General features: G+C 38.4%; 16 protein-coding genes. 14 read left to right on the forward strand and 2 right to left on the reverse strand.

The genetic code is table 11. From position 1 onward, the window contains the following. Window positions 1-100: 100 nt before the first annotated feature. From ACFIKE_RS05710 to ACFIKE_RS05775, 14 genes are all read left to right on the forward strand, one after another. Window positions 101-1,411, forward strand: a complete 1,311-nt coding sequence (locus tag ACFIKE_RS05710) for a Ppx/GppA phosphatase family protein (RefSeq protein ID WP_375626670.1) — start codon at window positions 101-103, stop codon at window positions 1,409-1,411. Between the two features lie 29 nt (window positions 1,412-1,440). Then, window positions 1,441-2,169 carry an RlmE family RNA methyltransferase gene (locus tag ACFIKE_RS05715; protein WP_273790641.1) on the forward strand — a complete coding sequence of 243 codons (729 nt, stop codon included), beginning with the start codon at window positions 1,441-1,443 and terminating at the stop codon, window positions 2,167-2,169. Window positions 2,170-2,337: 168 nt separating this feature from the next. Next, window positions 2,338-3,363: a GTPase ObgE gene (obgE, locus tag ACFIKE_RS05720; RefSeq protein ID WP_375648617.1), complete on the forward strand. Its 1,026-nt coding sequence runs from the start codon at window positions 2,338-2,340 to the stop codon at window positions 3,361-3,363. Between the two features lies 1 nt (window position 3,364). Further along, entirely contained in the window at window positions 3,365-4,504 is a 1,140-nt protein-coding gene (gene proB, locus ACFIKE_RS05725) for a glutamate 5-kinase (protein WP_375648618.1), read from the forward strand. A 45-nt stretch (window positions 4,505-4,549) separates the two neighbouring features. Further along, on the forward strand, window positions 4,550-5,806 hold the full coding sequence (locus tag ACFIKE_RS05730) for a glutamate-5-semialdehyde dehydrogenase (protein ID WP_375648619.1): 1,257 nt from the start codon (window positions 4,550-4,552) through the stop codon (window positions 5,804-5,806). Window positions 5,807-5,835: 29 nt separating this feature from the next. Next, window positions 5,836-6,429, forward strand: coding sequence for a nicotinate-nucleotide adenylyltransferase (locus ACFIKE_RS05735; RefSeq protein WP_375626679.1), 594 nt, complete (start codon window positions 5,836-5,838; stop codon window positions 6,427-6,429). Window positions 6,430-6,540: 111 nt separating this feature from the next. Beyond that, a complete protein-coding gene (gene rsfS / locus ACFIKE_RS05740) occupies window positions 6,541-6,927 on the forward strand; it encodes a ribosome silencing factor (protein ID WP_375626681.1) in 387 nt (128 codons plus the stop codon). Between the two features lies 1 nt (window position 6,928). Then, complete coding sequence (rlmH, locus tag ACFIKE_RS05745) at window positions 6,929-7,411, forward strand: 23S rRNA (pseudouridine(1915)-N(3))-methyltransferase RlmH (RefSeq protein WP_375648620.1); 483 nt, start codon at window positions 6,929-6,931, stop codon at window positions 7,409-7,411. A 96-nt stretch (window positions 7,412-7,507) separates the two neighbouring features. Continuing rightward, window positions 7,508-8,788, forward strand: coding sequence for a murein hydrolase activator EnvC family protein (locus ACFIKE_RS05750; protein ID WP_375648621.1), 1,281 nt, complete (start codon window positions 7,508-7,510; stop codon window positions 8,786-8,788). After that, complete coding sequence (locus tag ACFIKE_RS05755; RefSeq protein WP_375626687.1) at window positions 8,778-10,088, forward strand: S41 family peptidase; 1,311 nt, start codon at window positions 8,778-8,780, stop codon at window positions 10,086-10,088. The genes ACFIKE_RS05750 and ACFIKE_RS05755 overlap by 11 nt, the downstream gene beginning before the upstream one ends. A 39-nt stretch (window positions 10,089-10,127) precedes the next feature. Beyond that, entirely contained in the window at window positions 10,128-10,649 is a 522-nt protein-coding gene (locus ACFIKE_RS05760) for an RNA pyrophosphohydrolase (protein ID WP_375648622.1), read from the forward strand. 99 nt (window positions 10,650-10,748) lie between these two features. After that, on the forward strand, window positions 10,749-11,309 hold the full coding sequence (locus ACFIKE_RS05765; protein WP_375626691.1) for an invasion associated locus B family protein: 561 nt from the start codon (window positions 10,749-10,751) through the stop codon (window positions 11,307-11,309). 333 nt (window positions 11,310-11,642) lie between these two features. Next, window positions 11,643-11,936, forward strand: coding sequence for a YggT family protein (locus ACFIKE_RS05770; protein ID WP_375626693.1), 294 nt, complete (start codon window positions 11,643-11,645; stop codon window positions 11,934-11,936). Between the two features lie 22 nt (window positions 11,937-11,958). Further along, window positions 11,959-12,273, forward strand: coding sequence for a DUF167 domain-containing protein (locus tag ACFIKE_RS05775; RefSeq protein ID WP_375625575.1), 315 nt, complete (start codon window positions 11,959-11,961; stop codon window positions 12,271-12,273). A 54-nt stretch (window positions 12,274-12,327) separates the two neighbouring features. Here ACFIKE_RS05775 and ppa read toward each other — a convergent pair whose 3' ends face one another. Both ppa and typA read right to left on the reverse strand, forming a co-directional pair. After that, window positions 12,328-12,858 carry an inorganic diphosphatase gene (gene ppa, locus ACFIKE_RS05780; RefSeq protein ID WP_375648623.1) on the reverse strand — a complete coding sequence of 177 codons (531 nt, stop codon included), beginning with the start codon at window positions 12,856-12,858 and terminating at the stop codon, window positions 12,328-12,330. A 68-nt stretch (window positions 12,859-12,926) separates the two neighbouring features. After that, complete coding sequence (gene typA, locus ACFIKE_RS05785; protein ID WP_375626698.1) at window positions 12,927-14,753, reverse strand: translational GTPase TypA; 1,827 nt, start codon at window positions 14,751-14,753, stop codon at window positions 12,927-12,929. Window positions 14,754-14,890 lie beyond the last annotated feature (137 nt).

The raw sequence follows: 14,890 nt of genomic DNA on the forward strand, positions 1-14,890 counted from the left end.
TTGTATTTATCATTTGATGCTGCATTATTGCTTTATTTAGGAATGAGCAGAAGAGTTTTCGCGTTTATTTATTGGGGGGAACGCTCAAGGGATAAAAGAAATGACCCCGTTAAATTATGGTTCAAAAGAGTTAAAGCGAGGAGAAATATACGATACCAAAGCAGATCAGTTGTATGATCAGGGCGGTAGTAATACAAATAATCGTTCTGCATTGTCACGAACAGAGGCATACTCTGTCTTTGTTGATATAAAGAGACAACAGAGAAAAAAACATTATGAACAGAAACAGGCTTTTGTTCAATCTGAGACAGCTTTTGAGTTTCATAGTCAGATAATGATAGGTGCTCAAAAAACAAAAAAACTCAAAGCGCCTTTTCTTCGACGGTTCCCTCCAGTAAAATCTCCACCTCTTTATGCGGCACTCGATCTCGGAACGAATAATTGTCGTCTTCTTATCGCATCTCCCAGTAAACCTGGATATTTTCGTGTTGTTGATGCTTTTTCTCGTATTGTAAGATTGGGAGAAGGTTTAATAAATAACGGTTTTCTTAATACACGAGCTATGGATCGTGCGATTGAAGCATTAAAGATTTGTCATTTAAAGCTAAAACAAAGGCATATTAAGTGTTATCGCTTGATTGCAACAGAAGCTTGTCGTTCTGCAGAAAATGGTAGACATTTTATTCAGCGTGTTTTGGAGGAGACAGGTCTTGAATTGGAAATTGTTGATCGGCAAACAGAAGCGCGTTTTGCTGTTACAGGGTGTAGTACACTTGTTGAACCAAATACTGACGCAATTGTGCTTTTTGATATTGGAGGAGGATCATCAGAAATTGTGCTACTTGATGTTTCTCAAAAGCGTTCTTTTCGTTTAGCTAGACAAATTATCGCTTGGACTTCTCTTCCCGTTGGTGTTGTTACGCTTGCTGAACGTTTTGGAGGGAATGATATTAGCTTAGACGATTTTGAAAAAATGAAAAGCTATGTGCGAGGGTTGTTAAATAATTTTTCAGATCGTCATAAATTAGGAGAGTTAGCGCAAGGTTCGAAGTTTCATCTTTTGGGAACTTCTGGTACGGTTACGACTTTAGCAGGAATGTATCTTAATTTAGAGCGTTATGATAGGAAAAAAGTGGATGGCATTTGGATGAATGATGCAGACATTACACTTATGACACAACGCCTATTATCATGGGATATAGAAAAACGTGTCATAAGTCCTTTTATTGGGCGCGAGAGAGCAGATTTAGTTTTAGCTGGTTGTGCAATTTTAGATGTTATTCGGGAAGTTTGGCCAAGCCAGCGTTTAAGAGTTGCTGATCGTGGATTAAGGGAAGGAATTTTGATAGATCTGATGTTACGCGATGGGGTATGGTGTCGTCATAGAAAGAGCAGAGGTTCCAAGCGTTAGAGAATTAAATATGGAGACAATGAATAACGATGAAAAAAACAACAAAAACACCGAGAGGTGGCTATGGAGGTTCAGGGTCACATGAATTATATCAGCGCGTAAAAAAGAAAGCAGGAACCATTAAAGCTTCATCACGACGATGGTTAGAGAGGCATCTGAATGATCCTTATGTTCATCAATCAAAAGTAGATGGTTATCGTTCGCGTGCGGCTTATAAACTCATTGAAATTAATGAGCGTTATAGGTTTTTGAAAAAAGGTCAAAAGGTTATTGATCTAGGAGCAGCACCTGGGGGCTGGTGTCAGGTGGCTGAGCGTATAGTAGGGTCAAGTGATGAAGATCCTAGCGTTGTTGGTATTGATTATTTACATGTTGATCCATTGCCTAGAGTTGCCATGTTGGAAATGGATTTTTTGCATACAGATGCACCGCAGAAATTAATTGAAACTTTAGGGACCAAACCGGATGTGGTTCTTTCTGATATGGCAGCACCAACAACAGGTCATCGTCAGACGGATCATTTAAGAACGATTTATTTATGTGAAGTTGCGGCTGATTTTGCTCTTTCGGTTCTTAAGCCTGGGGGACATTTTTTAGCAAAGGCTTTTCAAGGAGGAGCAGAAAACACTCTTCTCACGATATTGAAACAGCATTTTAAAAAAGTTTATCATGTTAAACCACCCGCAAGCCGATCAGAATCAGTAGAGCTTTATCTTCTAGCACTTGAATTTAAGGGAAAAACAAAAATACAAGAATAGCGCCTTCTTTTAAGAAGACTTCACTTAACCTATTTAGATGTGATGATTTTTTTCTCAAAGAGTTATCGGCGATATTGACAGTTTTTCTGTTATCAATGATGAAAAACTGGTAAAACTAATGTATTGCCTATAGAGGTAGAGAGATTGATTCCTCAGAGAGTGCTTCCAATGAAATTTCTTGATCAAGCTAAGGTTTATATTCGTTCTGGTAACGGAGGTTCTGGAGCAGTATCATTTCGTCGTGAAAAATTCATAGAATTTGGGGGACCTGATGGGGGGAATGGAGGACGGGGTGGTGATGTTTGGGCTCTTGTTGTTGATGGGCTTAACACGCTGATTGATTATCGCTACCAACAGCATTTTAAAGCAAAAACAGGGGGGCATGGCAAGGGTCGTAATATGACGGGTGAAAAGGGTGATGATGTCATCCTTAAAGTTCCGGTTGGGACGCAAATTTTTGAAGAAGATAATACAACGTTAATCTGTGATTTAACAGAAGTGGGACAGCGCTATCGTCTTGCAAAAGGAGGGAATGGCGGTTTTGGGAATCTTCATTTTACAACATCGACAAATCGGGCACCGCGTCGTGCAAATCCAGGTTTGGCTGGAGAAGAGCGTGCAGTATGGCTTCGTTTGAAGTTAATTGCTGATGCTGGGCTTGTTGGTTTACCTAATGCTGGAAAATCAACTTTTTTAGCTTCTGTAACGGCTGCAAAACCAAAAGTTGCAGATTATCCTTTTACCACTCTACATCCTCATCTTGGTGTTGTACGTATTGATGGTCGTGAATTTGTTTTGGCTGATATTCCAGGATTAATTGAAGGAGCGCATGAAGGTGTGGGAATTGGAGATCGTTTTTTAGGACATGTGGAACGTTGTCGCGTACTGCTTCATCTAATTTCTTCTCAAGAAGAAGATGTAGCAAAAGCATATCAAATTGTGCGTCATGAACTTGAGGCATATGGAAATAATCTAAGTGATAAGATTGAAATTGTCGCTTTAAGCCAGATAGATACTCTGACAATTGAAGAGCGTAAAACGAAACAGGAAGCTTTGCAAAGAGCAGCGGATCAACCTGTTATGATGTTTTCTGCGGTTAGCCGCGAAGGTTTAGAAAATGTGCTGCGTGCTGGTGCACATATTATTGAAATGTCACGCAAAGAGGAGATTAGTGGGGATAGCAAGGTTGATTGAGATGGCTTTTGGATCGCAAAAACTTACACACTATAAACGTATTGTGGTCAAGATTGGATCTGCCCTTTTGGTTGATCCTCAGACAGGTTTACGGGTTGAATGGCTTAAAAGTTTAATCAGTGATGTTGTTGAATTGCACAAAAAAGGCGTAGAGATATTGTTGGTGTCTTCAGGCGCTATTGCTTTAGGAAGGACATTGCTACAGCTTCCTAAGGGGGCTTTGAAATTGGAAGAAAGTCAGGCATGTGCTGCTTTGGGGCAAATTGAGTTAGCAAAAACCTATGGTGATGCCCTTGCTCAACATGGGCTCAAAACAGGTCAAATTTTGCTCACTTTATTTGATACGGAAGAGCGAAAGCGTTATCTCAATGCACGTGCGACGATTAATGTGCTTTTACGTTTTAGAGCAGTACCTGTTATTAATGAGAATGATACTGTTGCGACAAATGAAATTCGTTATGGTGATAATGATCGTTTAGCTGCACGTGTGGCAACAATGATGGGGGCAGATCTTTTAATACTTTTATCTGATATTGATGGTCTTTATACAAAGTCTCCCCATAGTGATCCAACGGCTGAATTTATACCTTTTGTTGCATCCATTACGCATGATATCGAAAAAATGGCAGATGTTGCTGTTTCAGAGTTTTCACGGGGAGGAATGAAGACCAAGCTTGATGCTGGAAAGATAGCTAATGCTGCTGGAACGGCGATGATTATTACCTCAGGCAAGCGTATGAATCCTCTTGCTGCAATTGACAAAGGTGAACGCAAGAGTTTTTTTGCGGCTGGTGAGAAATCTGTTAGTGCTTGGAAAACATGGATTTCTGGTCATTTAGATCCATCTGGTGTTTTGACGATTGATCAAGGAGCCATTAAGGCTCTTGAATCAGGAAAATCATTATTAGCTGCAGGGGTTATTGCCGTTGAGGGAAATTTCCATCGTGGGGATACGGTTGCAATTGTTGATACAAATGGGGTTGAGATTGCGCGTGGACTTGTAAGCTATGGCAAAGATGAGGCTGTACGCATTATAGGATGTAAAAGCGAAGAAATTGAATCTATTCTTGGGTATGAGGCGCGCTCTGCTATGGTGCATCGTAATGATATGATTTTACGTTGCTTGACCAATTCTGTTTAAAAAAGTTACTTTTGTTTTTATTGTTTTGGCAGAGTGGATGATACGATGACTTTAGAAGAACAAATGAAAGATATGGGACAAAAAGCACGTTATGCCGCTGCAGCGTTGGCTGTTGCTTCTTCTGAGCAAAAGAATAATGCATTGGAAATGATCGCTTTAAGTCTAGAGGCTCAATCAGATGAAATTTTACGAGCGAATTGTCAAGATTTAGAGAATGCTGCTCAGAATAATTTGAAAGCTGCAATGATTGATCGGCTAAAATTAGATGACTTGCGTTTACGTGCAATGATAGACAGTGTTCGCCAAGTTGCTCGTTTATCTGATCCTGTTGGACAGGTCATGAGTGCGTGGAAACGTCCAAATGGGCTTCATATAAGTCGTGTACGAACACCTCTTGGTGTGATTGGTATTATTTATGAAAGTCGTCCAAATGTTACAGTTGATGCGAGTTCTTTGTGCTTAAAAGCAGGTAATGCTGCGATTTTGCGCGGGGGTTCGGATAGCTTTCATTCTTCTCATGCCCTTCATTTAGCTTTGGTACAAGGTTTAGAACGCTCTGGTTTACCTAAAGATGCTATCCAAATGGTTGGAACGACAGATCGCGCTGCCGTTGGGGAAATGCTCAAAGGATTGGATGGAGCGATTGATGTGATCGTACCACGTGGTGGAAAGAGCCTTGTTGCCCGTGTTCAGTCTGATGCACGTGTTCCAATTTTTGCTCATCTGGAGGGACTTTGTCATATTTATATTGATAAATCGGCAAATTTAGATATGGCACGCAATATTGTTTTAAATGCAAAGTTGCGGCGGACAGGGATATGCGGTGCTGTTGAGACAGTTCTCATTGACAGCCAAGCATTAAAAAAATTTCTTCCTGTTTTAACTGCTTTACAGGAAAAGGGGTGTGAAATTCGTGCCACAGAAGATATTGTTTTTCTTATGCCAGATGTCAAATTAGCTTCTGAAGAAGATTGGTCACATGAATATCTTGATGCTATTCTTTCTGTTAAAACGGTTGAGGGTGTTGAGGGAGCCATTTCTCATATCAAGCGTTATTCATCAGGACATACGGAATCGATTATTGCTGAGGATTTGGAAGTGGTAAAGAAATTTTTTAATCATTTAGATTCAGCTATTTTGCTGCACAATGCGTCCACACAATTTGCTGATGGAGGTGAATTTGGTTTTGGAATGGAAATTGGTATCGCAACAGGAAAAATGCATGCACGTGGCCCGATAGGTGTTGAACAGCTAACTTCATTTCAATATCATGTTAAAGGAAATGGTCAGGTTAGAGCTTGAGAACACCATTTTTTCCATGGAAAAATTGTATGCCACATGTTGAAAGATCCAATGTTGTGGGTCTTTTTGGTGGTTCCTTTAATCCACCGCATGCGGGGCATCTTCTTGTTGCAAAAATTGCCATTCGGCGTTTGCATCTTGATCAGTTATGGTGGATGATCACTCCAGGAAATCCTTTAAAGGATTGTACACAGTTGCTCTCTTTAGAGGAGAGAATGCAATTAAGTTTTAAACTTATTGACCACCCGAAAATTCGCTTAACAGGTTTTGAACAGGCTATAGGGAGTAAAGTATCAGTAGATACAATTTTTCATATTCTTACCCATTATAGTGACGTAAATTTCGTATGGATTATGGGGGCAGATAGTTTTACGACGATACATCATTGGTATCGATGGCATGATATCGTTTCTATGCTTCCTATTGCGATTATTGATCGTCCTTTAGGCAATCGGTCAGCACTTTCTTCTCCTATGGCACATATTTATCGTCGTTTTCGTTTGGATGAGAGAGAAAGTAAGCGATTACCTTTTATAAAGCCACCAGTTTGGACTTATTTGCATGGACCTTTATCTTTTCAATCTTCAACAAACCTGCGTTTGAAAAAGAATGATTTTTCTTGAACATTTCATAAGATTCTGCTTCTCTTTAGAGAAATCTCTTTTTTAGATTCCACAACGATAAGAAAGGATATTGATCTGAAAAACATTGCACACAAACACTCTTGCGATAGTATGCTTTCAAAAGAAAAAAAAGTTTTTTCTGTTAGTGAGAGTCTTGAAGTTATTCTCAAGAGTTTAGAAGATACAAAAGCAGAAGATATTGTTACTATTGATATTCGAGGAAAGTCATCTTTGGCTGATTATATGGTCATAGCTTCAGCAAATTCGCAGCGTCATGTATCTTCTGTTGCTGATCATTTATTACATACTTGGAAAGATAGTGGGCAGGGGCTTGCGCGTGTAGAAGGGCTTGCTGGAGGTGACTGGGTATTGATTGATACAGGTGATATTATCACTCATCTTTTTCGTCCAGAAATTCGTCTTTTTTATAATTTAGAAAAAATATGGATGACTCCGGATTTAAACGATACAGCTTTGCGTTTCTTCGGAGATCATTAAAATGCAAATTTCTATTTTTGCGGTTGGTCGTATGAAAAGTGGGGCGGAGCAAAAATTAGTTCAGCATTATTTGGATCGTTTTTCTAAAGTTTCTGGAGTTGTAGGCTTTCATTTAAAAAAGTTACAAGAGATACCAGAAAGTCGTGCTCAAACAGCGTGTCAACGTATGGAGGAAGAGGGGAGAAAACTTATTGAATTTTTACCTGAAAAATGTCGATTAATTGTGTTAGATGAGCGTGGAGAATCGATTTCTTCAACTTCTTTTTCTGAAAAATTGAGGTGTTATCGTGATGAAGGCATTCGAGATGTTGTTATTGCTTTGGGAGGAGCTGATGGGCATAATGAACAAATAAGGAAGCATGCTGATTTTCTTTTATCTTTTGGTTTGATGACGTGGCCACATCAAATTGCACGTATTCTTCTTACAGAACAACTTTACCGCGCTGTGACAATTGAAAATAATCATCCGTATCATCGTTTTTAATATTTTTGTGCAATTTTTAGCACTTATTTATATATTTATTAATATTGTTTTAGCTGACACCATTTAAAGCATCTCTAATGTATACGATGAGGTGTCATGGTTGGGCAAATGAAAAAGCTTCTTCATAGAAAGACGCTATATTTATATGGGGAGTGCGTGATATTTGTCATTTTGCTCTTGAGTATGTTTTTTTGCTTTTCTGTATCACATGCGGAAGATACAATGAGGAGTACGCAAGCACATAAAGAATTAGGAGAAATTCGCCAAAATATTTCACTTTCGCGTGAGCGTGTTGCTTTTCTTACGCATCAAGTTGAGCATTTAAAAAAAGATCAACGTGTTTTGAGTGATGCACTCATAAAGGCGGCTAAAGAAGAACGTACAGTAGCAGATGATATTGCTAAAAGGGAAGAAAAGCTTAAAAAAATGATAGAAGAGCGGGTACAAGTCTATCAAAGTTTAAAAAGTCGTCGCGCTGAATTTGCGGAAGTTCTTGCAATTTTGGAACGTATGGGATTGAATCCACCTCCTGCTCTTATGATACAGCCAGAGGACGCGTTGGCTTCTATACGTAGTTCTGTTTTATTAGGTACTGTTATTCCTCAGATGCAAGAGAAAACGCGAGATTTAACACAGAAACTCAAGGAGTTGACCAATTTGAGTAATTCCATTACTACGGAATATACGGCATTAAAGACAAAACTGCAAAATCAAGCAGAGCAGCGAAAACGTCTAGAGCTTTTATTAGACAAAAAAAATAAACTACAAAAAAAATCAGAAAAAGAACTTACAGAACAACAACAAAAGAATATTGCTCTTGCTAAAAAAGCGCAGTCTTTGGAAGAATTGATTTTAGAGCTCGACCGTCAGTCAAAACTTAACTCTGATGCATCAGTACAGGTACGGAAAAGTTTGCAATTGTTAGAACAGTCCAATTTTGAAAGCCGAAAAGGTTCTTTACTTTTTCCTGTTTCAGGAAAAAGAATACATCACTCTAACAAGAATTCGCAGATTACGCGCTTTGGTGAAACGATAGAAACAGAGTCAGGAGCTGTTGTTATATCACCTGTGGATGCTTTTGTTGCTTTTGCTGGGCCATTTCGTTCTTACGGACAGTTAATTATTCTCAATGTTGGAAATGGTTATCATATCATTCTTACTGGAATGTCGAGAATTAATGTAAAACAGGGGCAGTTTGTTCTTTCAGGTGAGCCTCTGGGTATAATGGAGATGCAATTTATTTCAAACAGTGTTGCATTGGATATAGGAAAAACTTCTCCAATGCTTTACATTGAGTTTAGAAAGCAGGGAAAACCTGTAAATCCAACTCCTTGGTGGCAGACTGAAAAAATAAGAAGGAGCCAAAATGATTCGTAAAGTTATTCTTTTGGTCGCTGGGGTATTGCTCGGCGCCTGTTCAATGATTATGGTGCAGTCTGTTGCTGCAAATAATGAAGATAATGCATATAAAAAGCTAGCTATATTTGGCGATGTTTTTGAGCGCGTGCGTATGCAATACGTTACAGTTCCAGATGATAAAAAGCTTATTGAAAATGCTATCAATGGCATGCTCACATCACTGGACCCTCATTCATCTTATTTGAATGCTGAAGAAGCCAAGGATATGCGGGATTCTACGAAAGGAGAGTTCGGAGGTCTTGGTATTGAGGTCACTATGGAAAAAAACTTAATTAAAGTTGTTTCACCAATGGATGATACTCCCGCTTCAAAAGCAGGTATTCTAGCAGGAGACCTTATTTCAAAAATTGATGATGTACAAACGAATGGTCAAACATTGAATGAAGCTGTTAATAAGATGCGAGGTGCTCCTGGAACACCAATTACCTTAACAATTATTCGTTCTGGCGTTGATAAGCCATTTGAAGTGAAGATTGTTCGTGATATTATCAAAGTAAAAGCGGTGAAATATCGGGTTGAGGGTGACATTGGATATTTAAGAGTTATCCAGTTTTCTGAGCAGACATTGAATAATCTTCTGGCGGCAATTAAAGATATCCAATCTAAAATTCCTGAAGATAAGCTAAAAGGTTACGTCCTTGATTTGCGGCTTAATCCGGGTGGGCTTTTAGATCAAGCTGTTAGTGTTTCGAGTGCTTTTCTCAATAAAGGTGAAATTGTGTCGACTCGTGGGCGCAAAAAGAGTGATGTGACAAGATTTGATGCGAAGCCAGGTGATGTCATCAGTGGAAAACCGCTCATTGTCCTTATTAATGGTGGTTCGGCAAGTGCTTCTGAAATTGTTGCTGGTGCATTACAAGATCATCGTCGTGCAACAATTTTAGGGACGCAGTCTTTTGGTAAAGGATCTGTTCAAACAATTATTCCTTTGGGTGAAAATGGAGCTTTACGCTTAACAACAGCACTTTATTACACGCCATCTGGCACTTCTATTCAAGGGACAGGGATTACGCCTGATATTATTGTAGAGCAACCACTCCCTGAAAAATATAAGGGTTATGATGTAAAAGTTGGTGAGTCTGCATTAAAAGGACATATCAAAGGAAAACGAGAGAGTAATAAAGGATCTGGTTCAGCTGCTTTTGTTCCGAAAGACCCTAAAGATGATATTCAATTGAATGAGGCCTATAAGCTGTTACGAGGTGAAATGGCAAATGCAGCATTTCCACCAGATCCCAATAAGGATGTGTTAAAGTGAGAAATGATATCTATAGCTTGCGATTTTGAGGAATATTAAATGGATGCAGGTATTAATTTGAAGATTCTTCCATATCGCAAATGTGTTGGGATTGTAGTCTTTAATCATGAGGGTAAAGTTTGGGTTGGGCGTCGTTTAATGGCGCCCATTCATGCAGATATTGACATATCTCATCGTTGGCAGCTTCCTCAAGGAGGGATTGATGAAGATGAAAAACCATTGGATGCAGCATATCGTGAACTTTATGAAGAAACGGGTATTCGATCTGTAAAGTTAATTAAAGAAGCACAAAATTGGTTCCACTATGATTTTCCACAAGAACTTATTGGGTGCACATTAAGCAATAAGTATCGTGGGCAAATACAAAAGTGGTTTGCTTTCCAGTTTACGGGAAAGCTTTCTGAAATTGCGATTAACCCGCCACCAGATGGCAATAAAGCGGAATTCGATCAATGGAAATGGATCGATCTAGAAACCCTTCCGTTGATTGCTGTTTCTTTTAAAAAGCACGTTTATACGAAAGTGGTCAGCGAATTTCGAGGTAGCCTTAGACCATTATAAAAGCTATATGATGATGAGAAAGCTTTTTTTATTAAGATGCTTTATATTATAATAAATAATAAACATGTTTCTCTTTTATGTAAAGAACAGGAATATAAAATGAAAAAGTTATTTAATTTACTTATAGTTTTTACTCTCTTGAGTATTTCATCTGTTGCATTTGCAACAAGTTCAAAGCCTCCTGCATCAAAAGATGCGGCAGCGACATTGCCAAATGGAGCTTCTTCTTTGACTGAAACCTACGGTTTATGGACTATTAACTGTGGTATACAAGAAGGGAAAAGAATTTGTTTTATGCACCGTCAAGAAGTGAATGAGCAGGGGCGTGTTGTTGTGGCTATGGGCCTTACTCTCGATGCTGAGGGTGTTGTATCTGGTAATTTAACAGTTCCTTTTGGTATTTTGGTCTCTAAGCCTGTTCGTTTACAAGTTGATGAGGGAAAAGCTGTTATCGAAACTGGTATTCGGACTTGTGTACCAGCAGGTTGCATGGTTCCTGTCGTTTTTGACAAAAATCACGTAGCAGCTTTACGTTCTGGAAAACAGTTAAAGTTGGCAATGACAATTGCTGCTGCAGGTGAACCAGCTTTGAATGATTTATTTGTTCAGCTCAATGGTTTTAGCAGTGCTCTTAACCGTTTGACTGCTTTGCAGAAATAATTTTAAAAATAAAATAAAAGCGGCCTTTAAAAGGCCGTTTTTAGTTTGTTTGTTTTTTATATATTAATAATTAAAACGATGAGATTTAAGATTAATCCTATAAGGGATATTCAGATTTTTTGCTGTTTCTTCTATTTTCATGTGCTATTTTTAATTTTGATATTTGTTTTCTAGCTGCATCGTCATTAAATAGAGAGATGAAGAATTTAGATGTCTGGTTTTTATTCAAGAAAAAAGAGTATTGAAGTATAAAACCATTTTTTGATACACAAACCTGCTTTAATGAAGGTTTTCTATACGCTCTTCTGTTTCCTTGATTGAAAGGGATCACGCATGATTTATGCATTGCTTCGGACGATTGATTTGATTTTTGATATTTATATTGATATTTTAATCGCTAGTGTTATTTTTTCTTGGCTTTATGTCTTTAATATTATAAATTCGCGCAATCGCTTTGTTGTTTTGATAGGAAGCTTTCTAAATCGTCTTACAAATCCTGTTCTAAGCCGTATCCGGCAAATTTTACCAAATTTTGGAACAATTGATATTTCACCTATTGTAGTGTTCATTATTATTTATTTTATTCGTAATTTCATGTGGCGCGTTTACGCAAACATGTATTTATAGAAATATTATTTGAGGCGAATACATGTTTTATCAAGTTGATAAAAATAACTTGATTTTGTTTGTATATCTCATTCCCAAATCATCTGTTGACAAAATAATAGGGGTTGAATGTAGAGATGGTGAAAAACAATATCTGGTTATACGCCTTCGTGCTGTTCCTGAAGATGGAAAAGCGAATAAAGCTCTCATTAAATTTCTTGCGAAGCAGTGGAGAATACCGTCTTCTTCTATTTCTCTGAAAAATGGCGCAATATCTCGCTACAAACAACTTTACTTTTCAACACATTTAGAAGAGTTAAAGCAGATATGGCAATCCTTTAGAGATTGCATCTCGTAGAAAAAATAAATAATAAAGCCTATTATAAAAACAGGCTTTATTTTATTAAAATCGTTATATTTTTTTATTGCGCTCAACAGCTTGCTTAATTAATTCATAAGCAAAGTTTTTATCACGCCATCCTTCAATTTTAGCCCATTTTCCAGGTTCCAGATCTTTGTAATGCTTGAAGAAATGTTCAATTTGTTTGAGAGTAATCTCGGGTAGATCTGTATAGTCATGAATATTGATATAGCGTTTTGTTAATTTTGGAGTGGGAATGGCAATAATTTTTTCATCTTTACCACCATCATCTTCCATCATCAGAGCTCCGATGGGGCGAACATTGATAACACAACCAGGCATAAGTGGACGGGTATTACAGATAAGGACATCAATAGGATCACCGTCATCTGAAAGCGTATGAGGGACAAAACCGTAATTTCCAGGATAAACCATTGATGTATGAAGAAAACGGTCAACAAATAATGCGCCCGACTTTTTATCCATCTCATATTTTATTGGTTCACCACCAAGGGAGACTTCCACAATAACGTTAATATCTTCTGGTGGATTTTTGCCTACGGGTATTTCCTTAATATTCATAGAGACATCCTTTCTGGGATATAGTGAGGCTCAATACAATTAAATATTTTACCAAAGAGATTATGAAATTAACTTGAAATTGATGCACGTGTTTTTTCAAAACGTTTACGTTCATTAGGATCAAGATAGAGTTTGCGGAGACGAATATTTTTAGGGGTTACTTCCACAAGCTCATCATCTTGTATCCACGATAAAGCACGTTCTAATGTCATTTTAATGGGAGGGGTTAGCTTTACGGCTTCATCTTTTCCGGAAGCGCGCATATTGGTGAGTTTTTTTCCTTTTAACACATTAACTTCTAAGTCATTATCTCGTGAGTGGATGCCAATAATCATACCTTGATAGACTTTCACACCCGCATCGATGATCATAGGTCCACGATCTTCAAGATTAAAAAGAGCATAAGCGACAGATTCACCGTTGTCATTTGAAATCATAACACCATTAACACGACCAGCAATGTCTCCTTTATAAGGTTCATAAGCATGGAAAAGGCGATTCATAATTGCTGTACCACGTGTGTCCGTTAAAAGTTCAGATTGATAACCAATGAGTCCTCGGGTTGGTGCATAAAAGACAAGGCGGACACGATTACCTCCAGAAGGGCGTAATTCCACCATTTCTCCCTTACGTTCAGACATTTTTTGTACAACAGTACCGGAATATTCTTCATCAACATCGATAACAACTTCTTCGATTGGCTCAAGAGTTATTCCATTTTCATCTTTTTGCATAACAACACGTGGGCGTGAAACACTAAGCTCAAATCCTTCACGGCGCATATTTTCAATGAGAACTGCAAGCTGTAATTCTCCTCGCCCTGAAACGTAGAAAGAATCTTTATCGGCTGATTCTTCAATTTTAAGAGCGACATTGCCTTCTGCTTCTTTTAACAATCGGTCACGAATGACACGACTTGTTACTTTATCGCCTTCAGTTCCAGCAAGGGGACTATCGTTGACGAGAAAACTCATAGTAACAGTAGGAGGATCAATTGGTTGGGCAGTAAGGGGTTCATTAACAGCAGGATCACAGAAAGTATCAGCTACGGTACCTTTTTGTAGGCCTGCAATCGCAACAATATCACCAGCACTTCCTTCTTCAATGGGTTGCCGTTCTAAGCCACGAAATGCTAAAATTTTTGAAATACGCCCAGTTTCTAAAAGTTTTCCATCTTGTCCAAGAACCTTGACACTTTGATTGGGTTTTAGAGAGCCAGAATGAATCCGCCCTGTAATAATTCGTCCCAAAAACGGATCCGCTTCAAGAATAGTTCCAATCATGCGGAACGGTCCTTCTGCTACACTAGGAGAAGGGACATGCTGTGTCACAAGATCAAATAAAGGACCTAATCCATGATCTTTTGGTCCCTCGGGGGCTTCAGCCATCCATCCATCGCGTCCAGATCCATAAAGAATAGGAAAATCAAGCTGTTCATCGGTTGCGTCAAGAGCAGCAAAAAGGTCAAAAACCTCATTAATGACTTCATCAACGCGTGCATCCGGTCGGTCAATTTTATTAATAGCAACAATAGGGCGCAAACCCACTTTCAATGCTTTGCCAACGACAAATTTTGTTTGTGGCATTGGTCCTTCAGCAGCATCAACAAGTACAATGGCTCCATCAACCATATTTAGGATACGTTCAACTTCTCCGCCAAAGTCGGCGTGTCCTGGTGTATCAACAATATTAATTCGAGTATCTTTCCAAACAACAGATGTCACTTTCGCTAGGATTGTAATTCCACGTTCTTTTTCAATATCGTTTGAATCCATCATACGTTCGCTTGTACGCTGATTATCACGGAAGTTTCCTGATTGCTTGAGAAGTCCGTCTACAAGCGTTGTTTTCCCATGGTCAACGTGGGCAATGATGGCAATGTTACGCAATTGCATAAATTTTCTTCTTTTCGTTTAATGAAATTTCATTTGAGGCAAAGTCTTTACATTCTTTGCCTGACTATTAAAAAACCTTTTACATGTTTTTTTATAATTTTGGAAGATGGAGGCAATATTTTTATGGCAAAACTATT

Origin of the sequence: Bartonella sp. MU70NMGDW, from assembly GCF_042194085.1 — a bacterium.
Classification (GTDB): Bacteria; Pseudomonadota; Alphaproteobacteria; order Rhizobiales; family Rhizobiaceae; genus Bartonella; species Bartonella grahamii.

What these genes read in the sequence shown, in the direction of transcription:
- ACFIKE_RS05710 (WP_375626670.1), top strand. Translation starts at nt 101, where the DNA reads ATGACCCCGTTAAATTATGGTTCAAAAGAGTTAAAGCGAGGAGAAATA.
- ACFIKE_RS05715 (WP_273790641.1), top strand. Translation starts at nt 1,441, where the DNA reads ATGAAAAAAACAACAAAAACACCGAGAGGTGGCTATGGAGGTTCAGGG.
- obgE (WP_375648617.1), top strand. Translation starts at nt 2,338, where the DNA reads ATGAAATTTCTTGATCAAGCTAAGGTTTATATTCGTTCTGGTAACGGA.
- proB (WP_375648618.1), top strand. Translation starts at nt 3,365, where the DNA reads ATGGCTTTTGGATCGCAAAAACTTACACACTATAAACGTATTGTGGTC.
- ACFIKE_RS05730 (WP_375648619.1), top strand. Translation starts at nt 4,550, where the DNA reads ATGACTTTAGAAGAACAAATGAAAGATATGGGACAAAAAGCACGTTAT.
- ACFIKE_RS05735 (WP_375626679.1), top strand. Translation starts at nt 5,836, where the DNA reads ATGCCACATGTTGAAAGATCCAATGTTGTGGGTCTTTTTGGTGGTTCC.
- rsfS (WP_375626681.1), top strand. Translation starts at nt 6,541, where the DNA reads ATGCTTTCAAAAGAAAAAAAAGTTTTTTCTGTTAGTGAGAGTCTTGAA.
- rlmH (WP_375648620.1), top strand. Translation starts at nt 6,929, where the DNA reads ATGCAAATTTCTATTTTTGCGGTTGGTCGTATGAAAAGTGGGGCGGAG.
- ACFIKE_RS05750 (WP_375648621.1), top strand. Translation starts at nt 7,508, where the DNA reads ATGGTTGGGCAAATGAAAAAGCTTCTTCATAGAAAGACGCTATATTTA.
- ACFIKE_RS05755 (WP_375626687.1), top strand. Translation starts at nt 8,778, where the DNA reads ATGATTCGTAAAGTTATTCTTTTGGTCGCTGGGGTATTGCTCGGCGCC.
- ACFIKE_RS05760 (WP_375648622.1), top strand. Translation starts at nt 10,128, where the DNA reads ATGGATGCAGGTATTAATTTGAAGATTCTTCCATATCGCAAATGTGTT.
- ACFIKE_RS05765 (WP_375626691.1), top strand. Translation starts at nt 10,749, where the DNA reads ATGAAAAAGTTATTTAATTTACTTATAGTTTTTACTCTCTTGAGTATT.
- ACFIKE_RS05770 (WP_375626693.1), top strand. Translation starts at nt 11,643, where the DNA reads ATGATTTATGCATTGCTTCGGACGATTGATTTGATTTTTGATATTTAT.
- ACFIKE_RS05775 (WP_375625575.1), top strand. Translation starts at nt 11,959, where the DNA reads ATGTTTTATCAAGTTGATAAAAATAACTTGATTTTGTTTGTATATCTC.
- ppa (WP_375648623.1), bottom strand. Translation starts at nt 12,858, where the DNA reads ATGAATATTAAGGAAATACCCGTAGGCAAAAATCCACCAGAAGATATT.
- typA (WP_375626698.1), bottom strand. Translation starts at nt 14,753, where the DNA reads ATGCAATTGCGTAACATTGCCATCATTGCCCACGTTGACCATGGGAAA.